This window comes from Actinocorallia sp. A-T 12471 (assembly GCF_033875155.1).
Classification (GTDB): Bacteria; Actinomycetota; Actinomycetes; order Streptosporangiales; family Streptosporangiaceae; genus Actinocorallia.
In genome coordinates, this window is the sequence record NZ_JAWZTE010000011.1 from 48,333 (window position 1) to 72,971 (window position 24,639).

Below are 24,639 nucleotides of genomic sequence, written 5' to 3' on the forward strand. Positions count from 1 at the left end.
GGCGCGCCCGGGACAGCGCGTTGGGTGCGTCGGGCTGCCGGGAGGCGGGCTCCCGGCAGCCCGGTCGGTCAGCGGTCGTCGGCGGACTTGTTCGGGCGGGCGCGGTCGTGGTCGCCCATCGCGAGGGCGTAGCCGATGCCCGCGGTCTTGTAACGGCGGCCCTTGCCCCAGCGCAGCACCTCGAACTTCACCTTGACGGCGTGGGACCGCCTGCCCGTCAGCCGCTGCATCATCTTCTCCGACAGATCAACGATCGCCGGAGGTCGGTGCTGGCGCACCGCCCACTGCGCGGGCCCGAAGTCCTCCACATACCCGATCGCACTGCGATCCCCATACGTGATCCGCACCTTCGTCCCCAGCGGCCAGTACGGGCTCGCGAGCGTCCGATACCGCATCGGCTTGCCCGACGCCGTCCGCGCATCCCAGAACGACGTCGCCACGGTCGTCCCCACCGGCATCCGCGGCCCCACAACCCCGGGCTCCTCAGCCCCGGGCTCCTCATACCCCGGCGTCTCCGCGCCAGGCTCCTCCGTCCCAGGCTCCTCAGCCCCGGGCTCCTCAGACCCCGGCGTCTCCGCGCCCGGCTCCTCCGTCCCGGGCTCCTCAGCACCAGGCTTCTCAGCCCCAGGCCCTTCGATTCCGGGCTCCTCCGATCCGGGCTCCTCCGATCCGGGCTCCTCAGTGCCCGGGTCTTCGGCCCCTGGCTCCTCCGTCCCCGGCTCCTCCGCACCGGGCACGTCGGTCCCGGGCACGTCGGTCCCGGGCTCCTCCGATCCGGGCTCGTCAGTCGCCGGGAGTTCGTCGGCAGGCTCCTCGGCGCCCGGGTCTTCGACACCCGGCTCGTCAGGGGTTTCGCCGTCGACCTCCCCGACGCCGGGCGCGTCAGTACCGGGTGCTTCGGTACCGGGGTCCCCGGTGTCCTGCACGTCCGTGTCCGGGTCTGCCGAGCCGGGACGCGTGACGCCTGGCTCGTCAGGCTCGGGGATGTGCGGCTCAGCGCCGACCGCCTCGGGCTTCTCGGCGTCGAGGCCCGGGGGCAGCGGGTCGTCGGCCGGGGTCTTCGCCTTGTTCCGCTTGGGTCCCTTGGCGAGCGCCTCGAGGATCGCGTCCGCGATCCAGGGCCTGCCGACCGAGCCCGGCCGCGCCGCACCGGGCTCGTCCGCACTCGACGGCACAGCCGGACTCGGAACCCCGGGCACCGACGGGACGGGCGTCGGCGACGCGGGCACGTCCACCGCAGGGGAGGGGCTCACAGGCTCAGCGGAAGCGTCACTCCCAGACGTCGGGGTCGGGCTCGTCGGCGCGGGACTCGGGGTCGCAAAGCCCGTGGGCGCAGGGCTCGCGGTCTTCGAGCCCGTCGGCGTCGGGCTCGGGGACTTGACCCCCGTGGGCGCGGCGCTCGGGGTCGCAAAGCCCGTGGGCGCGGGGCTTGCGGTCTTGGAGCCCGTCGGTGTGGGGCTCGGGGACTTGATCGCTGTGGGCGCGGCGTTCGGGGTCTTCGGCGCGGGGCTCGCGGTTTTTGAGGCGGTGGGTGCGGGGCTCGGAGTCGTGGGGCTCGGGGCGGGTGCGGCGGGGCGCTTCACCGCGGGTTTCTGGTCAGCCGGGTCTTCCGGAGCGGGCAGTGAGGTGCCGCGGGGATCGGGTGTGCCGTAGACGTCGGCGGGGAACGGGTCGCGGCTGTCGGCGTCGGAGGTGAGGCCGAGGCCGGGGACGAGGTAGGCGTCGGGTGCTGCGGAGTCAGTCCCCGGTTCCTGGACGAAGTAGGGCCTTCCTGCAGAATCCTGGCCTTCGGCTTGGCCCGGGACGAAGGGCGCGCCCTCCCCGAAGTAGGGCGCGGAGTCGGACGCGTCGCCGACGGGTGCGTCAGCGGGGACGGGCATCGGGCTCGGGAAGGGGTCGCCCTGCTGTGCGGGTCCCGAAGCGGGCTGCTGGGCGGGAACGGCGGGTGCGACGGGTGTGTACGGGATGAAAACCGGGTCGAGGATGATCACGATGGGGTGGCGTGCGGGCTGTGGCGGGGGAGGCGGAGGAGCCGCCGCGTAGGACGGCGCCGCCGTCAGGGCTCCGGTCAAGGCGCTGGTCAGGGCCACCGAGAGTGCCGCGGAGGCCGCGCGGCGCGGGCCGCGCGCGGACGCTGACGGGTTGGGCGGTGTGGTGGTGGACAAGCTATTTCCCCCCGAATCAGGAAAGGTTGCCGGAACTGCAGGACACCTATTACTTGCTTCGGGGGGAGAAGAATGCGGACAGATTACGGAGCGGGGGAAAAAATGGTTTTCAGCGCCACTTCGGGGGATCGAGCGCGTCGCCGGGGGGCGGGGTCGCCCAGAAGGGACGGAAATCGCCGACCATGCCGGGTGGAAGCACAAAGCTGAGGACTCCGTGCGGACTGTCCATGGCGGCGAGGACGTCGTCGGGCGGGGTTCCGGCGGGGCGTACCGCGGTGCGGCCCAGCGCGTCGAGCCAGCGCGCGGTGGCGGCGAGGGAGACGGTGCCGTGCCACGAGCCGCCGCTCGCGGCGCGGTGGACGAGGCCGCCCATCGCGGCGAGCGCGCCGAGGTAGCCGGTGGCGTGGTCGAGCGCCTGCGCGGGGAGCGCGCCGGGCGAGTCGGCGTCGGCGGCGCGCTGCGACTCGAGCGCGATGCCCGTCGAGAACTGCACGAGGCTGTCGAACCCCCGGCGCGCGGCCCACGGCGTGCCCGGCTCGTAGGCTTGGACGTCGACGGTCACCAGCGACGGGTTGAGCGCGCGCAGGTCCTCGGGGCCGAAGCCGAGCGCGGCGAGCGCGCCCGGCCGGTAGCCCTGCACGAGGACGTCGGCGTCGGCGACGAGCGCGCGCAGGTCGGCGCGGCCTTCGGGGGTCTTCAGGTCGAGCCGGCAGACCCGTTTGCCGAACGTCATGTCGAGCACGAGACCCGGCACTTCGGGCACCGCGGGCGCGCCGACGTGCAGCACGTCGGCCCCGTAGGCGGCGAGCAGCCTTGTCGCGACGGGTCCGGCGATGACGCGCGTCAGATCGAGCACCCGCAGGCCCTCAAGCGGCAGCTCAGCGGCGGACGGCCGGACGACCGGCCCGTCGCCGATCCGGTTCAGCGCGAGCAGCGGCCCGTGCGCGAACGCCGCCCACTCGGCCCTGTCGCGCAGCGCCGCGGCGGCCCCTCCGGCGGCGAGCACGGCTTCCTCGACGTCCACCGCGTCGAGCGCGGCGCACGCCCGTGCGACGGCGTCGGGTTCGGGCGGGCACCCTAGCGCGCTTAGGGCGGCGGCCTCGTGCGCGGGGAAGTTGCAGTGCAGCCGCACCCACCCGTCACGCGTCCGATAATCGCCGGACAACTCCGCCCAAAGCTGGAGCGGCCGCCCCGCGATCTTGAAGACGCGCTCGGAAAGGAACGCCAACTCGGCGTGCCCGCGGTCGACGGTCGCGGCGGCGGGCGGCCCCCCGCGCAGCTCCCACAGCAGGGCCGCCGCGGCGGTCGCCGCGCCGACGCTCGCGGCGGCCACCGTGCCGACCTGGTACACCGACGGGAGCAGGTCGGTGGCGCCGCCGAACGCGACGGGGACCGGGGGGAGCTCCGCGAGGCCGCACAGCCACGCGGTCTGTTCTTCGGTCGTGTCCTTCACTTGGGCGGTCTTCCCGTCCTCCGGCAGCCGAATCACGGTGTGGCGCGGCCCACCCGGGAAGAATCCGCCCGCGACCCCGGCGCACGCCATTTCCGTAACCCGGATCGGCATGCCGAAGGTAAGCGGTTTTCCGGTATCCCACGGCATTGCGGAACATTCCTACAACTCTTGACCTGAATTGTTTCTCTGGACACACTCGACAATGGACGGGGAAAGGGGAGGCGGACATGTCGGACGCGGAAGGGCTCACTGCGGAACACGTCGCGGAACTGTCCTTCCTGGTCCGCCGATATCCGCGCTGGACCATCTGGTTCGGTCCCGCGACGCGAAGGTGGTGGGCGCTGCCGCCCCGCGAACGCGACATCGGCGACTTCGTCGAGGCCCTCGACGTCGAGGGCCTCGTCTCCCGGATTGACCTCATCCAGTCAGAGACCCCGGCGCTCCGGACCGCACCGAGCTTCCTCCGGCTCGGCACACCCCCGGCGCGACCGGTGCCGTTGGCGACCCGGCCGGGCAACCCCGCAAGGTGACAGCTGTACCCCAGCCCCGCCACATCCAACGGCCCACGACGACCCCGGAGGGCAAGCGGACGCACTCGTTTCCTCCAAGCCCCTGACGAGCGCACCCGCCCGGCCCCGCCCCCGGGGTCGTCACCTTCCCGCCCGCCCCGCGTCCCGCGCACCCGGCTCCGACGGGCGCGGGGCCGGGCGGGGCCCGGGGCCTGAGGGCCCGGCGCGGACGGGGCGGGAGAACGGTTAGGCTGCGCGGTCATGAGTCTTCTTCGGCCTTGCGCGGTCGGCGTGTTCCTCGCGCTCGCGCTCGCCGGGTGCAGCGGCGACGACCCGCGGCCGCGCGGCGCGGTCACCCCGGCCGCCTCGGTCGCCGCGGGGGAGGGCGCGCTGACCCTCGTCGCGCCGCCCGGGTACGCCGAGCGCGGCGCGGTCGACCAGGCCGCCGACTGGGTGACGCCGTTCGAGAAGACGACGGGCTGCGAGGTCACCGTCCGGACCGTCGGCACCGCCAAGGACGTGCGCGACAGGCTCGCGGCCGGCGGCTACGACGGCGGGCTCGTGCCCGTCGAGGTCGCGGGCGAGCTGATCGCGGGCGACGCCGCCGCGCCGCTCAACCCCGACCTGCTTCCGGTGCTGCGGTCGATCGCGCCCGAGCTGCGCGCGCTCGTCACCGTCAAGGCCGACGAGGACGACGAGGACGACGAGGACGCGAAGGACGCCGTCTACGGGGTGCCGAACGCGTGGGGCGCGGACCTGCTGCTGTACGACCCGAGGGCGGCGAGCCCGTCATCGTGGGGTGAGGTGTTCTCGCCGCAGGACGAGCAGCGCGGCACCGTCCTGTGGCGCGACTCCCCGGCGACGCTCGGGCTCGCCGCCCTCTGGCTGAAGGAACGCCGCCCCAAACTGAAGATCGAAGACCCGTTCGCGCTGACCGTCCCGCAGCTCGACGCGGTCGCCGACGTCCTGGTTGAGCAGCGCCGCAACGTGCGGACGGTCTGGCGTGACGGCTCCGAGCCCGTCGAGGGCCTCGCCACGGGCGGCGCGAAGATCGCGATGGCCGACGCGCACACGCTCGACGTGCTCCTCAAGGGCGGCCGTCCCGTCGCCGAGGCCGGGCCGCGCGAGGGCAGGACCGGCTGGGCCAACGCCTGGATGATGAGCGCCACGGCACGGCACCCCGGCTGCATGTACCGCTGGATGGAGTGGGTCTCGACCCCCGGCGTCCAGCGCCTGATGGCCGAGTGGAAGGGCGTCGCCCCCGCCAACGGCGAAGCGTGCGGCTCACTGCGCCCCGGCTTCTGCACCGCCTACCACGTCGGCGACCGCTCCTACCTCGACTCCCTGGTCTTCGCCCGCTCCCCGAAGCAGGACTGCGAAGACTGCGCCCGCTGGGACGCCTGGACCCAAGCCTGGACCCGCGTCACGACAGAGCCCTGAGAATCTCGGTCCTAAGAATCTTATCCGAGGTCCTAATAATCTTAGTGTTAAGAATCTTGTCTCTGAGTTTCTCGCCTCTGGCGAGTTTCGGGAAACGAGAACGGGCCCGACCGCCCCCAGTCAGGCCCGTCTCGCGGACGCGTGGGCGAGAACCGCCTACTTCGCATCCCTTTGTGGGAGCGGGAGCCCCTGGCCAACCCCCCGAAAGCCAGGGGCCCCGCTTATCCAGTGAGGTCTTTCGCCTCACCCTTCAGGACGCTCGCGTCCCTCCGGGGAACCGTGAACGGCCATCGCCGGGTCGCAGGGCGGGCACGCCGATCGAAGCGTGCGCGAACACCCCTGAGCCGCCCGGCATGCGGGCGCGAGCGCCGGCGCCGAGGACCATGCCCTCTCGGCTGGTCGTGCGGCTCATTTGCTCTCCCCCTTCGCGGTGACCGTTCCTCGGTTCTCCTCCTTTGTACGTGCCCCCACCTTTGCCCCGTCCCACCCCCCGGTCAGCACTCGGCAAAAGCCCCTGTGTCGCTTTGCCCCCACCCCCACCCCACCCCCGAGACCACGCCCCCGGCACCCAGCACCGCGCAAGGCCCCCACGCCCGCCGAGACCGCACCTTCAGCAGAACACCACAGAGCGAGCCCCAGTCGGGGCCACGGCCTTCGGGCTTAACGCTGAGAGTGATCGGGCGCGTCGTTGACCACGTCCGCCGTGGCCACGGCCTCGGGACTTAGCGCTGTGTGAGGGTTCCAGGTCAGCCGGGGCCACGGCCGTGGGTCCTAACGCTGGGAGTGATTGGGCGCGCCGTCGTCTGGACCGGAGGACTTGTGAGCCGCTAGGCGAGCAAGTCCGGAGGGAAGACGGCGGCTTGAGGCGCCCAATCACCGGCCGAGCGGAGCGAGGCCCACAAAACACAGCGCGGCAATTAGAACGCTTCTGTGAGGATTTGTAGGCCCTCGTGGAGGAGGGGTTCGGGGATGACCAGGGGTGGGAGGAAGCGGAGGACGTTGCCGTAGGTGCCTGCGGTGAGGACTATGAGGCCGTTGGCGTGGCAGGTTTTGGCGATGGAGGCGGCGAGGGCCGGGTCGGGCTCGGTGGTGCCGGGCTTGACGAGTTCGATGGCGATCATCGCGCCGCGGCCCCGGACGTCGCCGATGCGCGGGTCGGCGGCGGCGAGGGCGCGCAGGGCCGGGAGCATGATGTCGCCGATGCGGGCGGCTTTGGCGGTGATGTCGTCGGCGTCGAGGGCGTCGAAGACGGCCAGGGCGGCTTCGCACGCGAGGGGGTTGCCGCCGTAGGTGCCGCCGAGGCCGCCGCCGTGGACGGCGTCCATGACGTCGGCGCGGCCGGTGACGGCGGCGAGCGGCAGGCCGCCCGCGATGCCCTTGGCGGTGGTGATGATGTCCGGGACGATGCCCTCGTGCTCGCTGGCGAACAGGTGCCCGGTGCGGCCGAAGCCGGTTTGGATCTCGTCGGCGATGAACAGGATGCCGTTGTCCTTGGCGAACTCGGCGATCGCGGGCAGGAAGCCGGGCGACGGCTCGATGAAGCCGCCCTCGCCGAGGATCGGCTCGACCAGCACGGCGGCGACGTTGTGCGCGCCGATCTGCTTGGTGATCTGGTCGATGACGCGGGCGGCGGTCGCGGGCCCGTCCTCGGGGGAGCGGAACGGGTAGGCCATCGGCACCCGGTACACCTCGGGCGCATATGGCCCGAATCCCTCCTTGTACGGCATGTTCTTGGCCGTGAGGGTCATCGTGAGCAGGGTGCGCCCGTGGTAGCCGTGGTCGAAGACGACGACGGCGGGCCGCTTCGTCGCGTACCGCGCGATCTTCACCGCGTTCTCGACGGCCTCCGCGCCCGAGTTGACGAGGATCGTCCGCTTCTCGTGGTCGCCGGGGGTGAGCGCGTTCAGCCGCTCACAAACCTCGACATAGGGCTCATACGGGGTGACCATGAAGCAGGTGTGGGTGAACGCCGCGACCTGCTGCTGCACCCGCCGGACGACCTCCGGGTGGGCGTTGCCGACGTTGGTGACGGCGATGCCGGAGCCGAAGTCGATGAGGCTGTTGCCGTCCACGTCGACGAGGACGCCGCCGCCCGCCGCGACGGTGTAGACGGGCAGGGTCGAGCCGACGCCCGGGGGCACCGCCTTCAGGCGGCGTTCCTGGAGGGCCCGCGACTTCGGACCGGGGATCTCGGTGACGATCTTGCGCTGCTGCGGCAGGTCGGGCCCGCCGTTCATCGGCTCGCTCATGGCTCGACCCTAGGCGGGAAGACCTAGGCTGGGGACGGTCCACACCGGACAACTGGGCCGTCCGAACTGGACACCTTGGAACATCCACACCCGCTCTGGACGATCATGGCACCGACCCTCGCCGCGGTGGCGGCCCTGCCCGCGTTGCGGCTGCTCCCGCGCACCGAAGCGCCCCTTGACGTGCCGGTCCGCTGGGTCGCGGTGAGCGAGCTCGCCGACCCGACGCCGTTCCTCGAAGGCGGCGAGCTGGTACTGACGACGGGGATGCGGCTGGAGGATGCCGAGACGTACGTGTCGCGCCTTGTGGGCCGTGACGTCGCGGGGTTGGGGTTCGGCGTAGGACTCGGACATGACAGGGTGCCTCCCGCGCTGGTGGAGGCGGCCCGCGTATATGGGCTTCCGTTGCTCGAGGTGCCCAGGCCGACCCCGTTCGTCGCGATAGGCAAGGCCGTGTCACGGATGCTGGCGGCCGAGCAGTATGAGGACGTCACACGGGCGGCCAAGGCACAGCGGGAGCTTGCGCGGGCGGCCTTGCGCGGCCCGGACGCGGTCTTGGCTGTGCTCGCGCGGGTGCTGCGTGGGTGGGCGCTTCTCTTGGACCCGGCCGGGGAGGTGCGTTACGCCGCGCCGGATTCGGCTCGCGTACGCGCGCCGGAGATAGCCGTGGAGCTTCCGCGGCTGGCAAGTGCCGCGAGCCTCGCGCTGCCGGGGCCGGTCGTGGTGCAGCCCGTCGGGCTGGGTCGTAGGCCGCGCGCGTACCTCGCGGTCGGTACGCCGGATCAGTTGCGGCCGGTCGCGCACACCGTGGTCGGGGCGGCTGTGTCGCTGCTCAGCCTGCTCTCGGAGACGGGCGAGCACCGGGTGCGCGAGGCGCTGGGCCGGATGCTGCTGGGCGGCGCTCCGGGCTTCCCCGACGAGCCCGTCAGGGTGCTGCTGTGCGGCCAGGACGCCGCCGACGCCCTCGAAGGCGACCCGGCGGCCGATCGCTGCCTGACGGCCCCGCACGGCACGCTCACGGCCGTCATCGCGCCGGATGCGCTCGTCGAGCGGGTCGCCGCCCTGGCCGTCGCGGCGGGGCCCGTCGGGGTCGGCGAGGCGGTTCCGCTGACGGAGGCGGCACGCTCCCTCGCGCAGGCCGAACGCGCCCGTCCAGCCGAGGGCGTCCGCCGCCACAGCGACCTCCCGGGCGGCGTCCTCGGCCACCTGGGCGACCCCGCGCGGGAAGCCGCCGCCGACCTCCTGGCCCCCCTCGACCCGTCCCTGCGCGCTTCCCTGCACGCCTACCTCGCCCACCACGGCCAGGGCGACCCCGCCGCCCGCGCCCTTGGCGTCCACCGGCACACCCTGCGCCACCGCATGCGCCGCGCCGCCGACCTCCTGGCCCGCGACCTCGACGACCCCACCACCCGCGCCGAACTCTGGATAGCCCTCACCCTCACCGACCCCCCACCCCCAAACCCCTAACCCCACGCCCCTGGCCCGCGCGCAGCGGCGCGCGCTTGGCGGTTCGCGTGTAGCGCGTGCTTGGCGGTTCGCGTGTAGCGCGCGCTTGGCGGCTTGCGTGTAGCGCGCGCTTGGCGGCTCGCGTATAACGCGCGCTTGGCGGCTCGCGTATAACGCGTGCTTGGCGGTTCGCGTGTAGCGCGTGCTTGGCGGCTTGCGTGTAGTGCGTGCTTGGCGGTTCGCGTATAGCGCGCGCTTGGCGGAAGCGCTTGGCGGCTCGCGCCTGGCGGGGCTGCTTCGGGGGAGGGGAAAGGGGGGTCTGTTGGAGTGCCAGGGTTCGCCATGGGGGTGTTTCGCGGGGTGGGGGAGAGGCGGGGGCGTTCGATCATCGGGGGATGAGGACTCCGGGTGTGCCGACCGTCGTCGTGTTGCTGCTCGCCGGGGCGGCGGTGCCCGGGAGGGCCGAGGCCGCGCCGGTGCCCGAGCTCGCGTGGAAGGCGTGTCGGTCGGCTTTGCCCGCTTATGCGGGGCTGTTCGAGTCGTTGAAGGGCGTGCGGGTGGAGTGCGCGAAGCTCAGGGTGCCCGTCGACCGGAGCAGGCCGGGCGGGCGGACGATCGAGATCGCGGTGTCGCGCATCCCCGCGACAGGCGGAAAGCCTCGGGGCAGTCTCGTGGTGAATCCGGGTGGGCCTGGCGGGACGGGCACCGACTTCGCCGTCGCGGTCGCCGGACGCGCGTCGAAGCGGGTGCGCGCGGCGTACGACATCGTCGGGTTCGACCCGCGCGGTACCGGCGGCAGCGCCCCGATGAGCTGTGCGCCGGGCTACTTCGACCCCGTACGCCGCGACTACAACCCGCGCACTCCCGAGGACTTCTCTTACTGGAAGAAGCGCGCCCGCGCATACGCCGCCGCCTGTCACGCCAAGTACGGCGACCTGCTCGACCACCTCAAGTCGACCGACACGGTCGCCGACATGGAGTCCCTCCGCAAGGCCCTCGGCGACAACAAACTCAACTTCTACGGCGTCTCGTACGGCACTTACCTGGGCGGCGTGTACGCGACGCTGCATCCGCGTCGCGTAGGCCGGATGGTCCTGGACTCCAACGTCTCGCCCACGGGCGTCTGGTACGAGGCGAACCTCCGGCAGAACCGCACGTTCGACCGCAACCTCGACCTCTTCTTCGCCTGGGTCGCCCGTCACGACGACGTGTTCGGGGTCGGCAGCACCCGCGCCGAGGTCCGCGCCTTCTACCGCAGGACGCGCGCCGCGCTCGCCCGCAAGCCGGTCGCCGGACGGGTCGGCAAGAAGCCCGCCGAGGCCGAGAACAAGCTCGTCCGCGTGGGCCCCGACGAACTCGACGACGCCTTCCTCGCCGCCGGTTACCGTGCGGGCGACGGCGTCTGGCCGCTGCTAGGACAGGCCCTGCAAGCCCGCAAGGAGGGCGACGACAGAGGCATCGTCCTGGCTTACCAGTACCTGGGCGCGCAGAAGGAGTCGGGCGGTTACGCGGTCTACACCGGCACCCAGTGCACCGACGCGCCCTGGCCGTCGCGCTGGTCCCGTTGGCGGCGCGACCACGCCGCCCTGGCCCGCAGGTACCCCTTCATGACGTGGAGCAACGCCTGGTACAACCTGCCGTGCCGGTACTGGAAGGCAGCCCCGGGCGTCCCGGTGGAGATCCGCCGCCGCGCGGGCCTGCCGCCCGTCCTGCTGTTCCAGGCGACCCTCGACGCCGCCACGCCGTTCCGGGGCGGTCCGGAGATGCGCCGTCGGCTTGGCGGCCACCTCGTCGTGGAGGAACGCGGCCTCACCCACGGCATTCTGCAGCGCGGCAACCGCGCGCTCGACCGGATCTTCGAGCGCTACCTGCTCACCGGACGCCTCCCGCAGGGCACGACGACGAGGGTGCCCGCCCTTCCCGAGCCCGTCCCGCCCGCAGGCCGCGGCACCGCACGCCAGATCGCCCAGGACGCCGCAAGGGTCGCCCAGGACGCGCTCCCGGGCCGCTAGCCGGTACAGGGCCGGGCCTTAACTGCCTCGGGACAGGGTCGAGGCTCAGAACAGGACGCTCATGAACTCGTCGACCTCGACGAATCCGACCCGGTGGTAGGCGGCGCGCGCCCGTGTGTTGAAGTCGTTGACGTACAGCGTCACCACGGGCGCGATGTCCCGCAGCGACATGGCCACCACCGCCGACATCCCGTACTCAGACAGCCCCTGCCCGCGCGATTCCGGATTCACCCAGACACCCTGGACCTGACAGGCATAAGGCGTGATCGCCCCGATCTCCGCCTTGAACACCACACGCCCGCCCTCGATCCGCGCGAACGACCGGCCCGCCCGGATCAGTTCGGCGACCCGCGCGCGGTAGAGCATCCCGCCGTCGCCCGCGTCGGGTGAGACGCCGACCTCCTCGGTGAACATCGCCACGCACGCCGGATAAAGCGTGTCAAAGTCCGACATGCTGGCACGCCGCACATAGGGGTCCGGGGGGAAGTCGCTGGGCTGCGAGGTGGCCATCACCGGCTGGATCGCGCGGATCGCCCTCGGCGGCCCCCAGAAGGGCTCCAGGAGGTCCCACAGCTCGCGCACGGCGGCCACCGGCCCGACGATCGAGCTGCACCGGCGGCCCTGGCCACGGGCCCGCTCAGCGAACGCCCGGACGGCGTGCGAACCCGCCGCCACCGGGATCAGGTTCGCCCCCGCGTAGCACAGCGACTCAAGCCGTCCGTCGTGCCAGTAGCCCCACATCTGCGCGCCGAGCCTGGCCGGGTCGAGCCCGGCCTGGTGCACCCGGGAGGCGACGAACACGTTGCCCACCGGATCGGCGTCGAGGATCGCCAAGACCTCAGCCCGGTGCCGGTCGTCCAAGACCCGCACCGGGAGGGAACCCAGCATCCGCATCGGCAGCCCACCTGACATCGCTCGGCGCTTACCCCACCAGCCTAAGCCTCCGGCCGGGGCGCGGAGGAGGCGGGAGGAGGTCCGGCGATCAAGGGCTGCGGGTCGATTCCGGGGGTCAGGCTTTGGTCACGACCGAGACGCCGGGGCCGGACTCGTCGTCGGGATCGACCGAGATGCCCTGCTCCTCGGCGATCCGCATGGCCTCCTCGACGAGGGTCTCCACGATGAGGTCCTCGGGGACCGTCTTGATGACCTGGCCCTTGACGAAGATCTGCCCCTTGCCGTTTCCGGACGCGACGCCGAGGTCGGCCTCGCGCGCCTCGCCGGGCCCGTTGACGACGCAGCCCATGACGGCCACGCGCAGCGGCACCGGGAAGCCCTCAAGAGCCGCGGTGACGCGGTCGGCGAGGGTGTAGACGTCGACCTGGGCGCGGCCGCACGCCGGGCAGGAGACGATCTCAAGGCCGCGCTCGCGCAGCCCGAGCGACTCGAGGATCTGGTTGCCGACCTTGATCTCCTCGACGGGAGGGGCCGACAGGGAGACGCGGATGGTGTCGCCGATGCCCTGCGACAGCAGCGCGCCGAACGCGACCGCCGACTTGATCGTGCCCTGGAACGCGGGCCCGGCCTCGGTGACGCCAAGGTGCAGCGGGTAGTCGCACTTGGCTGCGAGCTGCCGGTACGCCTCGATCATGATCACCGGGTCGTTGTGCTTGACCGAGATCTTGATGTCCTGGAAGCCGTGCTCCTCGAACAGGGAGCACTCCCACAGCGCGGACTCCACCAGCGCCTCGGGGGTGGCCTTGCCGTACTTCTCCAGCAGGCGCTTGTCGAGCGACCCGGCGTTGACGCCGATGCGGATCGGCACGCCGGCGTCGGAGGCGGCCTTGGCGATCTCGCCGACCTTGTCGTCGAACTTCTTGATGTTGCCGGGGTTCACCCGGACGGCCGCGCAGCCGGCGTCGATGGCCGCGAAGACGTACTTGGGCTGGAAGTGGATGTCGGCGATGACCGGGATGGGCGACTTCTTGGCGATCAGCGGGAGCGCGTCGGCGTCGTCCTGCGAGGGGCAGGCGACCCGGACGATCTGGCAGCCGGAGGCGGTGAGCTCCGCGATCTGCTGAAGCGTCGCGTTGACGTCGGAGGTGAGGGTCGTCGTCATCGACTGGACGGACACGGGGGCGTCGCCGCCCACCGGCACGCTCCCGACCATGATCTGACGCGACTTACGGCGGGAGGAGACCTGAGGGGCTTGGGGGCGGATCTTCGGCAGACCGAGTTCGACGCTCATGTTCCTATTGTGTCAGTCGTTGCCGCGTGCTCTCGCGAGCCCACCGATCAGCCGTGAGCACGTCTTCGAGCGTTGGCGTCCGGATTGTCTGATGTGCCGAGACGATATCCGAGACGGTGTCCACTATGGAAGGAAATGAGATGTGGCCTTTCAGGAAAGCATCGACGCACTCTTCGTTCGCAGCGTTGTAGACAGCAGGTGACGTTCCCCCCTCCTCGCCGACCTGACGGGCGAGCTGGACGGCCGGAAACGCCTCGTCGTCCAGCGGGAAGAGCTCCCAGGTGTGCGCCTTGGTCCAGTCGACGCCGTACTCGGGCCGGTCGATGCGGTCGGGCCAGGTCAGGCCCAGCGCGATCGGCAGCCGCATGTCCGGCGGGCTCGCCTGGGCGAGGGTCGAGCCGTCGACGAACTCGACCATCGAGTGGATGACCGACTGCGGATGGACCATCACGGTGATCCGGTCGAAGGGGATGTCGAACAGGAGATGGGCCTCGATCACCTCAAGTCCCTTGTTCACCAGAGTGGCGGAATTCACCGTGATGACCGGGCCCATCGCCCACGTCGGGTGCGCGAGCGCGTCGGCGACGGTCACCTTCTCCAGTTCGGCGCGCGACATGCCGCGGAACGGGCCGCCGCTCGCGGTGACGACGAGCCTGCGCACCTCCTCGGCCCTGCCGCCCACCAGGCACTGGGCGAGCGCGGAGTGCTCGGAGTCGACGGGCACGATCTGCCCCGGTTTGGCCTTGGCCTTCACCAGCGGGCCGCCGACGATCAGCGACTCCTTGTTGGCGAGGGCGAGCGTGCTGCCCGCGTCGAGCGCGGCGAGGGTCGAGGCGAGGCCGAGCGCGCCGGTGACGCCGTTGAGGACGACGTCGCAGGGGTGCGCGGCGACCTCGGCGACCGCGTCGGGACCCGCGACGATCTTCGGGATGCGGTACTCGCCCTTGTTGTAGCCGCGCTTGGCGGCCTCGGCGTAGAACGCGAGCTGCAGGTCCTGCGCGGCGGTCGCCTTGGCCACCGCGACGACCTCGGGCTGGAACTCCAGCGCCTGCGCGGCGAGCAGTTCGACCTTCGCGCCGCCCGCGGCGAGCGCGACGACGCGGAACCTGCCCGGCTCGCGGCGCACGATGTCCAGCGCCTGGGTGCCGATCGACCCGGTCGAGCCGAGTACGACGATCTCCTGCACAGCCGTCTGCGCCACTGGTGCACCCTTCTCGATCCCCGACCGCGGGCCCTCATTGTGCCGGGGGGACGCACCCGTCATGCAAGTTCACCAAAAGTAGCCGCGCAAACACGTTTGGTGCTGCACACTGTCTCGTCATGGGTAAGGGGGGCTGGATCGCGGCGGGGGTCGTCGCGCTGGTCGGTCTTTCGCCGATGGCGCCCGCAGGGGGGACCGCGATCCCGTCCTCCGAACCCGTGGTCTCGCGCGCGCTGCCGTCCGGGCCCGCGCACCGGGAACGGGTGCTGCGGTACTGGACCGCCGACCGGATGGTGGGGGCGGTCAGCCCCGTCGTGCCGCGCTCGCGCCGGGCGGCGCACGGCGCGCAGGCCGTCGCGCGCAGGAGTCACGGGGCGGTGTGGCCGTTGGGCGGCGGCGTGGTCCCGTCGGTGGGGAAGGTCTTCTTCACCATGGAGGGGCGGGACTACCTGTGCTCGGGCGCTACCGTGCGCAGTACGGGACGCGACCTTGTGGTGACAGCCGGGCACTGCGCTTACGGGACGCGGGGGCGCTGGGCGGACAACTGGATCTTCGTGCCCGGCTACCGCGAGGGGGGCGGGCCGCAGGGCGGGTTCACCGCGCGGCTCATGGCGGTGCCCGACCAGTGGGCGTCCACCTCCGACGACGACTACGACGTCGCGATGGTCGCCCTGCACCCGTCGCCGGCCGGGCGGGCCGCCGACCTCGTCGGGGCCAACGCGATCGCCTTCGGCCAGCCCAGGGGACGCGCGGTGCACGCGTTCGGCTACCCGGCCGAAGGCCGCTACGACGGCGAACGGCTCGCCTACTGCGCGGGCACCCCCAAGCCCGACCCGCACCACGCGACCGTCGCGCAGGGACTGCGCTGCGACCTCACCCAGGGATCGAGCGGCGGCCCCTGGCTCACCGGCTTCGACCCCGCGACGGGCACCGGAACCGTGACGTCCGTCAGCAGCTTCAAGTACGCCGACGACGGGGCCACCATGTACGGCCCCTACTTCGGCGACGCCATACGCGAGTTGTATGTGCGCGCCGAACGCATGTGAAGGCCGGGGCGCGTTACGCCCCGGCCTTCGGGGTGCTCAGAGGTCGAGACCCGTGAGGACCATGACCTTGTCGTAGGTGTAGTCGGCCATCGTGCTCGCCACACCCTCGCGCCCTACGCCGGACTTCTTGACGCCGCCGTACGGCATCTGGTCGGCCCGGTAAGACGGGACGTCGCCTACGATCACGCCGCCCACTTCGAGCTCTCTCTGGGCCTTGAACGCGACGTCGAGGCTGCGGGTGAAGACGCCCGCCTGGAGGCCATACTTGGAGGAGTTGACCTTGGCGAAGGCTTCGTCCACGTCGGCGACCCGCTGGACCAGCAGGACGGGGCCGAAGACCTCCTCGCAGGACACCTCGGCGGTCTCGGGGACGTCGGCGAGGACCGTCGGGGCGTAGTTCGCGCCCTCGCGCTTGCCGCCGGTGAGGACCGTGCCGCCCGACCTCTCCACCCACGACTCGACGCGCTTGGCGGCGTCCTCGTCGATGAGCGGGCCGACCTGGGTGGCGTCGTCCCACGGGTCGCCGGTGACCAGGCCCTCGACGGCCGCGACGAGCTTCGGCACGAACGCGTCGTAGATCCCGTCGACCGCGTAGACGCGCTGGACGGCGATGCAGGACTGGCCGGCCTGGTAGTTGGAGAACAGGGCGGTGCGCTGGGCGGCCCAGTCGAGGTCGGCGTCGCCGCAGACGACGGCAGCGGCGTTGCCCCCGAGTTCGAGGACGACGTGCTTGCGCGGCACCGAGTCCTGGATGGCGTAGCCGACCGGACCCGAGCCGGTGAACGACACGACGGGCAGGCGCTCGTCGGCCGTCAGGGCCGCGGCGCGCTCGTTCGGGACCGGCAGGACCGACACCATGCCCTCGGGCAGGTTCGTCTCGGCGAGGATCTCGCCGAGGATCAGCGCGGAAAGCGGGGTCTTCGGGGCGGGCTTCACGATCACCGGGGCGCCGACCGCGATCGCGGGCGCGACCTTGTGCGCGGTGAGGTTCAGCGGGAAGTTGAACGGGGTGATCGCCAGGACCACGCCGTGCGGGACCTTGGCGACGTACGCGAGCCTGCCTTCGGCGGCCGGGTCGGTGTCGAGCCGCAGCGCGGTACCGCTCCAGCGGCGCGCCTCCTCCGCGGCGAACCTGAACACCGAGACCGCGCGGCCCACCTCGCCGCGCGCCCACAGCAGCGGCTTGCCGTTCTCGCCGGTGATCAGCCTTGCGATCTCCTCCTTGCGCTCCTCCAGGCGGCGTGCCACGTGGGCGAGGGCTTCGGCGCGTACGTGGATCGGAAGGGCGGCGGCCTCCTTACGCACCGCGTACGCCGCCGCTACCGCCTCCTCCACCTGCGCCTCGGTAGGCACGGACGCGCGTCCGACCTCCCGCCCGTCCCACGGGTGCGTCACGACGATCTCGTCATCACCGGTGGCGGCCCGCCCGGCCAGCCAGAAAGGAGTAGCGCTCATGTCCCCACGCTAACCCCGGGCCGGGGTGCGCGCCCACTGTCCACTATGGCTCGGTATCGCTCCACAATGGACCGGTCCCGGACGGGTCTCCGGGGCGGACTAGGCCCTGCTCGTAGGCGAAGACGACGGCCGCGACGCGGTCGCGCAGCCCCGTCTTGGTGAGGATGCGGGAGACGTGGGTCTTCACCGTCGCCTCCGAGAGGTGCAGGCGGGCCGCTATTTCGGCGTTGGAGCCGCCCCGGGCGAGGAGGGTCAGCACCTCGCGCTCGCGGCCGGTGAGCGGGGCGAGGCCGTCGCCGCCGGTCGGCGGGACGGACAGGAATCGCTCGATCAGCCTGCGGGTCACGGCCGGGGCGAGGAGGGCCTGGCCGCCCGCGACGGTGCGCACCGCCTCGGCGAGCTGGCCGGGAGGGGCGTCCTTGAGGAGGAAGCCTCCCGCGCCCGCCCTTAGGGCCTCGTAGACGTATCGGTCGAGGTCGAAGGTGGTGAGGATGAGGACCGAGGGGCCGGGGGCGGCGCGGATGCGTCGGGTGGCCTCGATGCCGTCCAGGCCGGGCATGCGGATGTCCATGAGGACGAGGTCGGGGGCGAGTCTGCGGGCCTCGGCGACCGCGCTGAGGCCGTCGGACGCCTCGCCGACGATCTCCAGGTCGGGTTGGACGCCGAGCATCGTCGCCAGGCCCGAGCGGGCGAGGGCGTGGTCGTCGGCCACCAGGATTCTGATCACGCCGTCGTTCACGGGGCCTCCAAGGGGAGTCGGGCAAGGACGAGGTAGCCGCCGTCGGGCGTAGGGCCGGTGTTCAGGGTGCCGCCGTACAGGCGGGTGCGTTCGCGCATACCGGGGAGGCCGTAACCGGGCTCGTCTGACGGGGTCGTCGCGTCGCCCTTGGCGTTGTGGACCCTTACGGTCACTTCGGCTGGCCCGTACGTCAGGCGTACTTCCGTCTCGGGATGTCCGGCGTGCTTACGGACGTTCGTTAGCGCCTCCTGCACGATCCGGTAGACGGCGAGTTCGAGGCCCGCGGAGAGGTCTTGTCGTACGCCTTCGGTGGTGAGGCGGACGGGGAGGCCGTCGGCTCTCGCGCGGTCGATGAGGTCGGGGAGGAGGTCGAGGGTCGGCTGGGGCGCGAGGGACTCGTCACCGTCGGCGCGTAGGGCTTCCAGGACAAGGCGCATCTCGGCGAGGGCCTCGCGCGCGGTGACGGCGACGGCGTCCATGTGGCCGCGCGCCAGTTCCGGATCGATTCCGCCTACCTCGCGCGCCGCGCCCGCGTTGACCGCGATGACGGAAAGGGAGTGCGCGACGACGTCGTGCAGCTCGCGCGCGATCCGCAGCCGCTCGGCCGCCACCGCCTCCCTGGCGCGCTCGCGGGCCCGGACGTCGGCCGCGCGGGCGGCGGCGTCACGCCGTCTGAGGAGCAGGCCCGCGCCCCAGGCCCCGACGATGAAGAAGACCATCACCGCGAGCGAGGAGAAGTCCGAGCGCGCGCCGTAGAACCGCAGCGCCTCCGCGCCGAGCATCCCGCCGAGCGCGAGCGCGCACCCGACCACCGCGCCGAGGCCCGACCGCGCGTGCAGTGCGGCGGAGAAGACGCCGACGAGGATCGACGGGAACGGCGCGACGGTCGCGGGCGGGCCCGTCGCCGTCGCGGCCCGGGCGAGCAACGCCGCGACCACGACGGCGAGCAGCAGCAGCGGCGCGTGCCTGCGCAGCGCCACCGGGAGCGTCACCGCGAGCGCGAACGCGGCCTCGACGACGAACGGATCGGGCCCGTCGGGGAGTACTTCGAGCAGGGCCCAGACGGCGAGCAGCCCCGCCAGCGCCAGATCGATCCGCCCCGACTCCCAGAACGTCCCGGCCGGGACTTCGTGCCGGAACGCGGGCTTCGGGGGGTTCACGTGGGCAAAGTACCTGAACGTGCCGGGACAAGGCGTCACCCACCGGGATGACGCCCTTCACCGAATCGGCGTAGGTACAAGCGTTCATGGACGGATGTGACCGGGACGCCCCGCTTCCTACCGTTCCGTACATGAACACAGCACGCATCACCCGCCCGGCGGCGGCAAGCACCGTGGTCGGCGGCCTCGCCTTCATCGTCCTCGGCCTCATGCAGGCGGTCCGCCCCCAGGACACCAACCCCCTGGTGACCGGCGAAGAACACATCATCCTCGCCCTCTTCGCCCTTGGCCTGATCCTCGTCATCCCCCTCATCTGGACCCTTGCCGCCCACTCCACCCGCACCGCCACCATCGGCGCATCCCTCATCACCACCGGCAACGCCCTCCTCGCCTTCGGCGCCACCTCCTCCAACCTCAACGGCGAAGACTTCCCCTGGTTCCCCGCAGTAGCCCTCCCCGCCAACCTCACCCTCCTAGCAGGCTCCCTAACCCTCGCCGCAGCCCTCTGGCGCACCAAGTCCCTGCCCCGCCCCCACACCGCCGCCCTCCCCTTGACCTGGCTCTTCACCATCCCCCTCTCCCAACTAGGCGGCCCCCTCCTAACCGGCCTCTACTACCTCCTGCTCCTCCCCCACCTAACCCACCCCACCTCACAACCCCGCGCCTGACTCACGTCCCGACCCTCTCCAGCCGCTGCCCGTCGGGCGTCACGCGCATCCGGTACCGGTCGCGCCCGGGCCGTCCGAGCCGGGCCCACTGGGCGACGACGCGTTCGGCCTCATCCCACAGGTCCCGCGGCCCGCTCTGGCTCCCCGAACTTCGACTCACTGATCGTGCCCCTGCCTCTTGGGCGGTAGGGGGGTCCCGGGGGTGGGGGGAGTTGGGTCACTGGTGGGTGGGCGGGGAGTGGGGTGGGGTGGGGGTGGGAGTGCGGGTGGCGTGCTCGGGGAGGGGGTTGGGGTGCGGGGGGTTCGGGTGGGGATTGTGGTGGGGGCTTTGGGGCTTGTTGTGGGGTGTGGGGGTGGGGGGTATCCGGAGGCGGGGGAGCCTCGGGAGCCGGAGTCGCGGGTGGGGGAGAGGGTTGTGGGGGTGCCGGGGGTGGCGGGGGGATTGGTGAAGGTTGAGGGGAGGGAGCCGGGGGAGTTGGGGGTGGGGTTGCCTGGGGAAGTGCGGAAGGTGGTGACTGGTTACTATCGGTTGCCCTCTGTGGAGGGGGATGCGCCGGTTTCGGAGTTCAGTGCTGTGGTGGCTGTGGAGACGGAGAGGGGGGTGTCTGATGATGTTGTCGCGGAGCCTGGGCCTTCGCTTGAGGTGCGGGATGTGCTGGTGGAGCGGATTTCCGGGGGGTATGGGCAGGATGAGTTGGTGGGGGTTTCGGAGCTCGCGAGCGGGCCGTTGGGTGGGGTTTCGGTGTGCGGGTATGCGCCGGAGGAGGCGGAGACGATCATTTGTGCTTGGCGGGATGTGAACACCGCGGGGGCCGTGTCGTTTCCGAACACGGGGTCCACCGGTGCGGAGTCGCGGTTGGAGAATCGGGTGTTCGGGCGGATTTGTGCGACGTTTCTCGCTGTGCGGCATGACCTTGAGCGGTGAGCCCTACAGTGCGCCTTTGCGCCATTCGTGGACCAACAGGTAGGCGAGGTAGGCGCCGCCCAGGGCCATGGTGTAGATGCCGACGGGGAGGTTCTCGAAGAGGGGGAGGTGTTGGGAGGCGAGGTCGGCGAGGATGAGGAGGAGCGCGCCCGTCAGGGTGGACAGGGTCAGGTGGGGGCCTGAGGCGCGGGTGAGGCGTTTGGCTATTTGGGGGCTGCAGAGGGCGAGGAAGGCGATGGGGCCCGCGGCCGCGACGGCCGCGCCGGACAGGGCGATCGAGGCGAGGACGGCGAGGGTTTTGGTGAGGTCGGGGGACGCGCCCAGGGATTCGGCGGTGTCGTCGCCCATTTCGCCGGCGGTGAGGTTGCGGGCCAGGGCCGCGACGACGGGGGCGCAGAGGACAAGGGCCAGGGCGGCGGTGGCGGCGTCGTCCCAGGCCGAGGCGTTGAGGCTGCCGTTGACGTAGGACTTGAGGACGCTCGCCTTGTCGCGTTCGACGGCGTAGACGACGTACTCGATGAGGGCGTTGGCGATCGCCGTCACGCCGATGCCCGCGACGACGAGACGGCCCGGGCTGCGGAAGCCCTTGCCGGTCGCGACGTAGACCAGGGCCATCGCCAGGGCCGCGCCGAGGACCGCGCCCGCCGAGACCGGCAGCACCCCCGGAAGCAGCAGCGCGGTGACGGCCGCGCCCGCGCCCGCTCCCGCGCCGAGGCCGATGACGTCGGGTGAGCCGAGCGGGTTGCGGGTGACCGACTGGAACAGCGCGCCGGACAGGCCGAAGGCCGCGCCGACGGCGGCGGCGGTGGCCAGGCGCGGCCCGCGCAGCCGGTTCACCACGAACGCGTCCTTGCCGGTCGCGTTCCCGGCGAGCGCCGAAGGCAGGTCGGCGAGGGCGATGCCGAGGCGGCCGAGCGTCAGCGTCGCGACGGACGCCGCGAGCGTCAGCGCGACGAGCAGCACCCCGACGCCAAGGCTGCGCGGCCGCACGGGGAAGCCGACGCCGGGCGCGAGCCGCACTAGCAGCAGCCCGGACGGCGCGACCGCCCTGACCCGCGCGCTCATGCGTTCCCCTTCATCCTGCGGACCGCGATCAGCAGCGCGGGCGCGCCGACGAACGCGGTCACGACGCCGACCATGAGTTCCTGCGGCCGCAGCACGAGCCGGCCGACCACGTCGGCGAACAGCAGCAGCGACGGCCCGAACAGCGCGCAGAACAGCAGCTGCAACCTGAAGTCCACGCCGACGAGCACCCGCACCACATGCGGCACAGCGAGTCCGACAAAGGCGATAGGTCCGACGGCTGCGGTGGCGGCCGCGCCGAGCACGGTCGCGGCGAGCAGCCCGGCCGCCTTGATCCGCGCGGGCTTCGCGCCGAGCGCGGTCGCGGAGTCGTCGCCGAGGGCGACGGTGTTGAGCGCGCGCCCGAGCAGCAGCGCCGCGACGAGCCCGGCCCCGGCCAGCGGCAGCACCGTCCAGAAGACGTCGAAGCCGCGCCCGCCGAGCGACCCGACGACCCAGTACCGGTAGCTGTCGAAGACGGCAGGCTTGCTGAGCGTCACCGCCTGGATGAACGCCGAGAGCACCGCCGAGAGCACGGCCCCGGTCAGCACGAGCCGAACCATCCCCGACCCGCCGCCCCTTGTCCCGACGGCGTAGACGACGAGCCCGGCCAGCAACGCGCCGGGCAGCGCCCACAGCAGCGTCGCCATTTGCCCCGACATGCCCAGATACGCGGTCGCGACGACGATGCTCGCCGACGCCCCCGCCGTGATCCCCAGCATCCCCGGCTCCGCCAACGGGTTGCGCGTCACGCCCTGCATAAGGCACCCCGCGACGGCGAGCGACGCCCCCGCCAGCACCCCCAGGACCGTACGCGGATACCGGCTCTCGACGACCGTCGTGATGTACGGGTCGCCCTGGCCGCGCAGCACGTCGAAGACCGCGCCGAACGAGGTCGGCAGGCTGCCGTACCGGACGCTGGCCAGCAGCGCGGCGGCCAGCAGGACGAGCGCGCCGAGCAGGGCGAACGCAAGCCGCGCGGCGCCGGGCTTCCTGGGCCCCGCGCCGCGCGGTTTGGTGGCGGTCACTGCCATGTGCGGTGTTACTTGACCTTGGCGATGGCCGCGTCGATCATCGGCAGGAAGCGCTCGATCGACCAGGGCACGGTCAGCGGGTTGATCATGGACGAGCCGGTGACGAACGGCTGCTCGGTCGGCGCGACGATCGCGCCGTTCTTGATCGCCGGGATCGCCTGGTACAGCGGCTGCGCCTCGATCTCCTTACGGTTCTTGGCGTCGCTGTAGAAGGTGAAGACGACGTCGGTGTCCTTGAGCTTGTCGGCGTTCTCCAGGCCGATGGACGCGGACTCGGTGCCCTCGACCTCCTCGAAGGTCTCCACGATCGGGTCGGGCTTCAGGCCGAGCGCGGCGACCATCTCGGCGCGCTGCTCGGTCGGGAAGAAGACGCCGAGGCTGCCGGGGCCGGTGTTGTAGATGTAGGAGAACGTGTACTTCGCGTAGTTCGGGCGGGTCGCGGCGGCGTCGGCGAGCTGCTTCTTGATGTCGCCGATGAGGTCCTCGCCCTCGTCGGCCTTGCCGAGCGCCTTGGACACGATCTTGATCTGGTCCTGCCACGGCGTGCTCCACGCCTGGCCCGGGTAGGCGACGACGGGGGCGATGTCGCTCAGCAGGTCGAACTGCTCCTTGGTGACGCCGGACCACGCGGCGAGGATGACGTCGGGGTCGAGTTCGAGGATCGCCTCGATGTCGAGCTCCTCACCACCGGTGAACTGCTTGGGCAGTTCCGCGCCCTTGGCCTTGACCGCCTCGTGGACCCACGGCAGGTAGCCGCTGTCGTCGCTGCCCCACTTGTACTCCTCGATGCCGACCGGCACGGTGCCGAGCGCGATCGCGGTCTCGGTGGAGCCCTGGCCGAGCGTGACGATCTTCTTGGGCTCCTCGGTGATGACGGCGTCGCCGAGTGAGCTGGTGATCGTGACGGGGAAGGCCGCGGTCTCCTGCGCGGGGCCGGTGGTCTCGTCGGCGTCGGTGGCGCCGCACGCGCTGAGCAGGAGCGTGAGCGACGCGGCGGCGGCCACGGCGGCGGGGCGGCGCAGGGCACGGAGGCTGAGCATGGGGGTCCTTGTCTCGGGGGTCGTGCGTTCCCGTGGCATGCCGAACAAACCGGGCGAGCCGGGATTCGGACACACCGGAACCGGGAGAAAATCCGGCCGGAGTGGCTGGTTAGGTAAGCCTAAGTTAACCCGTCCGACTCCGGCAACTCACACCGAGGGTGGACTAACCGGACATGCGATGTCCCGGTGCCGGTCGGGACGGCGGTCCCTGTCCGGCGCGCGGCGCGTGCGCTGTGATGACGGCGTGCGCAACCAGACGACGGCAGCCGCCGCACGCCGCAGCGTCCGCGTCATGCTCGCGGTCCTCACGCTCGCCGCGACCGCCGGATGCGTGGTGGACTACCCCGACGAGGCCCCCGAGCCCCGGCGGCCGACCGCGGCCCCGGGCGAGCGGCGGATCGTCGCGCCGAAGGACGTCGTGGGCTTCACGAAGGTCGGCGGCGTGAAGCCGCCGCGCGTCGACTTCGGCGACGGCGTCGGCAAGACCGTCAACGCGTACTACCGCAGACCCGGCATCTCCGCCGACGACCGCGCCGAGTTCAACCGTGTCGTCGCCGCCGAGGTCGAGGGCGGCGAGGCCCAGGCGGAGAAGGTGCGCAAGCGGCTCATGCGCGAGGTCGTCGGCGGCGACGCGCTGATCGCCGAGACCGGACGCGACGCCCCCGGCCCGCTCGGCGGCGTCTCCTACTGCGGCTTCCTGGGCGCTCCCGAGGACAACGACGTGGTCTGCGCCTGGTCCGACGCCGACACCGCGGGCGTCATCACCCTCGACGGCGCGGCGAACACCGAACCCGGCCTGGCAAGGCTCTTGCCGATGTTCGTGGCGATGCGGCACGACCTCGTCAGATGACGC

21 protein-coding genes are annotated in these 24,639 nt (G+C 71.9%); 8 read left to right on the top strand and 13 right to left on the bottom strand.

Annotation, left to right across the window (positions count from 1 at the left end):
- Positions 1-68: 68 nt before the first annotated feature.
- Positions 69-2,165 carry a hypothetical protein gene (locus R9X44_RS26270; protein ID WP_319816958.1) on the bottom strand — a complete coding sequence of 699 codons (2,097 nt, stop codon included), beginning with the start codon at positions 2,163-2,165 and terminating at the stop codon, positions 69-71.
- A 109-nt stretch (positions 2,166-2,274) separates the two neighbouring features.
- Entirely contained in the window at positions 2,275-3,618 is a 1,344-nt protein-coding gene (locus tag R9X44_RS26275; protein WP_319816959.1) for a CoA transferase, read from the bottom strand.
- A 227-nt stretch (positions 3,619-3,845) separates the two neighbouring features.
- On the opposite strand from R9X44_RS26275, the gene R9X44_RS26280 reads away from it, so the two are divergent.
- A complete protein-coding gene (locus tag R9X44_RS26280) occupies positions 3,846-4,148 on the top strand; it encodes a hypothetical protein (RefSeq protein WP_319816960.1) in 303 nt (100 codons plus the stop codon).
- A gap of 240 nt (positions 4,149-4,388) precedes the next feature.
- The gene (locus R9X44_RS26285; protein WP_319816961.1) at positions 4,389-5,567 is read left to right on the top strand and encodes an extracellular solute-binding protein; all 1,179 of its coding nucleotides are present in this window, start codon (positions 4,389-4,391) and stop codon (positions 5,565-5,567) included.
- A 917-nt stretch (positions 5,568-6,484) separates the two neighbouring features.
- Here the strand turns inward: R9X44_RS26285 and gabT are convergent.
- Positions 6,485-7,816, bottom strand: a complete 1,332-nt coding sequence (gene gabT, locus R9X44_RS26290) for a 4-aminobutyrate--2-oxoglutarate transaminase (RefSeq protein WP_319816962.1) — start codon at positions 7,814-7,816, stop codon at positions 6,485-6,487.
- Positions 7,817-7,921: 105 nt separating this feature from the next.
- Here gabT and R9X44_RS26295 point away from each other — a divergent pair, with 105 nt between their 5' ends.
- Together R9X44_RS26295 and R9X44_RS26300 are read left to right on the top strand one after the other, a co-directional pair.
- A complete protein-coding gene (locus R9X44_RS26295; protein ID WP_319816963.1) occupies positions 7,922-9,280 on the top strand; it encodes a PucR family transcriptional regulator in 1,359 nt (452 codons plus the stop codon).
- Positions 9,281-9,654: 374 nt separating this feature from the next.
- Positions 9,655-11,271, top strand: a complete 1,617-nt coding sequence (locus R9X44_RS26300; protein WP_319816964.1) for an alpha/beta hydrolase — start codon at positions 9,655-9,657, stop codon at positions 11,269-11,271.
- 45 nt (positions 11,272-11,316) lie between these two features.
- Here the strand turns inward: R9X44_RS26300 and R9X44_RS26305 are convergent, their stop codons facing one another.
- The 3 genes from R9X44_RS26305 to dxr all read right to left on the bottom strand — a co-directional run bounded on the left by R9X44_RS26305 (position 11,317) and on the right by dxr (position 14,657).
- On the bottom strand, positions 11,317-12,159 hold the full coding sequence (locus R9X44_RS26305; protein ID WP_319817181.1) for a GNAT family N-acetyltransferase: 843 nt from the start codon (positions 12,157-12,159) through the stop codon (positions 11,317-11,319).
- Positions 12,160-12,280: 121 nt separating this feature from the next.
- Complete coding sequence (gene ispG, locus R9X44_RS26310; RefSeq protein ID WP_319816965.1) at positions 12,281-13,456, bottom strand: flavodoxin-dependent (E)-4-hydroxy-3-methylbut-2-enyl-diphosphate synthase; 1,176 nt, start codon at positions 13,454-13,456, stop codon at positions 12,281-12,283.
- 4 nt (positions 13,457-13,460) lie between these two features.
- Positions 13,461-14,657: a 1-deoxy-D-xylulose-5-phosphate reductoisomerase gene (dxr, locus tag R9X44_RS26315; RefSeq protein ID WP_319816966.1), complete on the bottom strand. Its 1,197-nt coding sequence runs from the start codon at positions 14,655-14,657 to the stop codon at positions 13,461-13,463.
- Positions 14,658-14,776: 119 nt separating this feature from the next.
- Between dxr and R9X44_RS26320 the strand changes: the two genes are divergently transcribed.
- Positions 14,777-15,703, top strand: a complete 927-nt coding sequence (locus R9X44_RS26320) for a hypothetical protein (protein ID WP_319816967.1) — start codon at positions 14,777-14,779, stop codon at positions 15,701-15,703.
- A 36-nt stretch (positions 15,704-15,739) separates the two neighbouring features.
- Here R9X44_RS26320 and R9X44_RS26325 read toward each other — a convergent pair whose 3' ends face one another.
- From R9X44_RS26325 to R9X44_RS26335, 3 genes are read right to left on the bottom strand one after another with little or no spacing between them, the layout of a single operon-like run.
- Positions 15,740-17,158 carry an aldehyde dehydrogenase family protein gene (locus R9X44_RS26325; protein WP_319816968.1) on the bottom strand — a complete coding sequence of 473 codons (1,419 nt, stop codon included), beginning with the start codon at positions 17,156-17,158 and terminating at the stop codon, positions 15,740-15,742.
- A gap of 43 nt (positions 17,159-17,201) precedes the next feature.
- Complete coding sequence (locus R9X44_RS26330) at positions 17,202-17,897, bottom strand: response regulator transcription factor (RefSeq protein WP_319816969.1); 696 nt, start codon at positions 17,895-17,897, stop codon at positions 17,202-17,204.
- Positions 17,894-19,057 carry a sensor histidine kinase gene (locus tag R9X44_RS26335; RefSeq protein ID WP_319816970.1) on the bottom strand — a complete coding sequence of 388 codons (1,164 nt, stop codon included), beginning with the start codon at positions 19,055-19,057 and terminating at the stop codon, positions 17,894-17,896. The genes R9X44_RS26330 and R9X44_RS26335 overlap by 4 nt, the downstream gene beginning before the upstream one ends.
- Positions 19,058-19,188: 131 nt before the next feature.
- Here R9X44_RS26335 and R9X44_RS26340 point away from each other — a divergent pair, with 131 nt between their 5' ends.
- Positions 19,189-19,725, top strand: coding sequence for a hypothetical protein (locus R9X44_RS26340; RefSeq protein ID WP_319816971.1), 537 nt, complete (start codon positions 19,189-19,191; stop codon positions 19,723-19,725).
- A gap of 1 nt (position 19,726) precedes the next feature.
- Here the strand turns inward: R9X44_RS26340 and R9X44_RS26345 are convergent, their stop codons facing one another.
- The gene (locus tag R9X44_RS26345) at positions 19,727-19,885 is read right to left on the bottom strand and encodes a hypothetical protein (protein ID WP_319816972.1); all 159 of its coding nucleotides are present in this window, start codon (positions 19,883-19,885) and stop codon (positions 19,727-19,729) included.
- 147 nt (positions 19,886-20,032) lie between these two features.
- Between R9X44_RS26345 and R9X44_RS26350 the strand changes: the two genes are divergently transcribed.
- A complete protein-coding gene (locus tag R9X44_RS26350) occupies positions 20,033-20,650 on the top strand; it encodes a hypothetical protein (RefSeq protein ID WP_319816973.1) in 618 nt (205 codons plus the stop codon).
- A gap of 3 nt (positions 20,651-20,653) precedes the next feature.
- Here R9X44_RS26350 and R9X44_RS26355 read toward each other — a convergent pair whose 3' ends face one another.
- The 3 genes from R9X44_RS26355 to R9X44_RS26365 are packed head-to-tail and all read right to left on the bottom strand — an operon-like array spanning position 20,654 to position 23,786.
- Positions 20,654-21,715 carry a FecCD family ABC transporter permease gene (locus R9X44_RS26355; RefSeq protein WP_319816974.1) on the bottom strand — a complete coding sequence of 354 codons (1,062 nt, stop codon included), beginning with the start codon at positions 21,713-21,715 and terminating at the stop codon, positions 20,654-20,656.
- Entirely contained in the window at positions 21,712-22,746 is a 1,035-nt protein-coding gene (locus R9X44_RS26360) for an iron ABC transporter permease (protein WP_319816975.1), read from the bottom strand. The genes R9X44_RS26355 and R9X44_RS26360 overlap by 4 nt, the downstream gene beginning before the upstream one ends.
- Before the next feature lie 8 nt (positions 22,747-22,754).
- On the bottom strand, positions 22,755-23,786 hold the full coding sequence (locus R9X44_RS26365) for an iron-siderophore ABC transporter substrate-binding protein (protein ID WP_319816976.1): 1,032 nt from the start codon (positions 23,784-23,786) through the stop codon (positions 22,755-22,757).
- A gap of 244 nt (positions 23,787-24,030) precedes the next feature.
- Between R9X44_RS26365 and R9X44_RS26370 the strand changes: the two genes are divergently transcribed.
- Positions 24,031-24,636 carry a hypothetical protein gene (locus R9X44_RS26370; protein WP_319816977.1) on the top strand — a complete coding sequence of 202 codons (606 nt, stop codon included), beginning with the start codon at positions 24,031-24,033 and terminating at the stop codon, positions 24,634-24,636.
- The last annotated feature ends 3 nt before the right edge of the window (positions 24,637-24,639 follow it).

Excerpts from the sequence above, each read along its gene's own strand:
- R9X44_RS26285 (WP_319816961.1), top strand. The coding sequence starts at position 4,389 with ATGAGTCTTCTTCGGCCTTGCGCGGTCGGCGTGTTCCTCGCGCTCGCG.
- R9X44_RS26305 (WP_319817181.1), bottom strand. The coding sequence starts at position 12,159 with ATGCTGGGTTCCCTCCCGGTGCGGGTCTTGGACGACCGGCACCGGGCT.
- R9X44_RS26300 (WP_319816964.1), top strand. The coding sequence starts at position 9,655 with ATGAGGACTCCGGGTGTGCCGACCGTCGTCGTGTTGCTGCTCGCCGGG.
- R9X44_RS26325 (WP_319816968.1), bottom strand. The coding sequence starts at position 17,158 with ATGAGCGCTACTCCTTTCTGGCTGGCCGGGCGGGCCGCCACCGGTGAT.
- R9X44_RS26295 (WP_319816963.1), top strand. The coding sequence starts at position 7,922 with ATGGCACCGACCCTCGCCGCGGTGGCGGCCCTGCCCGCGTTGCGGCTG.
- R9X44_RS26320 (WP_319816967.1), top strand. The coding sequence starts at position 14,777 with ATGGGTAAGGGGGGCTGGATCGCGGCGGGGGTCGTCGCGCTGGTCGGT.
- ispG (WP_319816965.1), bottom strand. The coding sequence starts at position 13,456 with ATGAGCGTCGAACTCGGTCTGCCGAAGATCCGCCCCCAAGCCCCTCAG.
- R9X44_RS26340 (WP_319816971.1), top strand. The coding sequence starts at position 19,189 with ATGAACACAGCACGCATCACCCGCCCGGCGGCGGCAAGCACCGTGGTC.
- R9X44_RS26355 (WP_319816974.1), bottom strand. The coding sequence starts at position 21,715 with ATGAGCGCGCGGGTCAGGGCGGTCGCGCCGTCCGGGCTGCTGCTAGTG.
- R9X44_RS26365 (WP_319816976.1), bottom strand. The coding sequence starts at position 23,786 with ATGCTCAGCCTCCGTGCCCTGCGCCGCCCCGCCGCCGTGGCCGCCGCC.
- gabT (WP_319816962.1), bottom strand. The coding sequence starts at position 7,816 with ATGAGCGAGCCGATGAACGGCGGGCCCGACCTGCCGCAGCAGCGCAAG.
- R9X44_RS26280 (WP_319816960.1), top strand. The coding sequence starts at position 3,846 with ATGTCGGACGCGGAAGGGCTCACTGCGGAACACGTCGCGGAACTGTCC.
- R9X44_RS26360 (WP_319816975.1), bottom strand. The coding sequence starts at position 22,746 with ATGGCAGTGACCGCCACCAAACCGCGCGGCGCGGGGCCCAGGAAGCCC.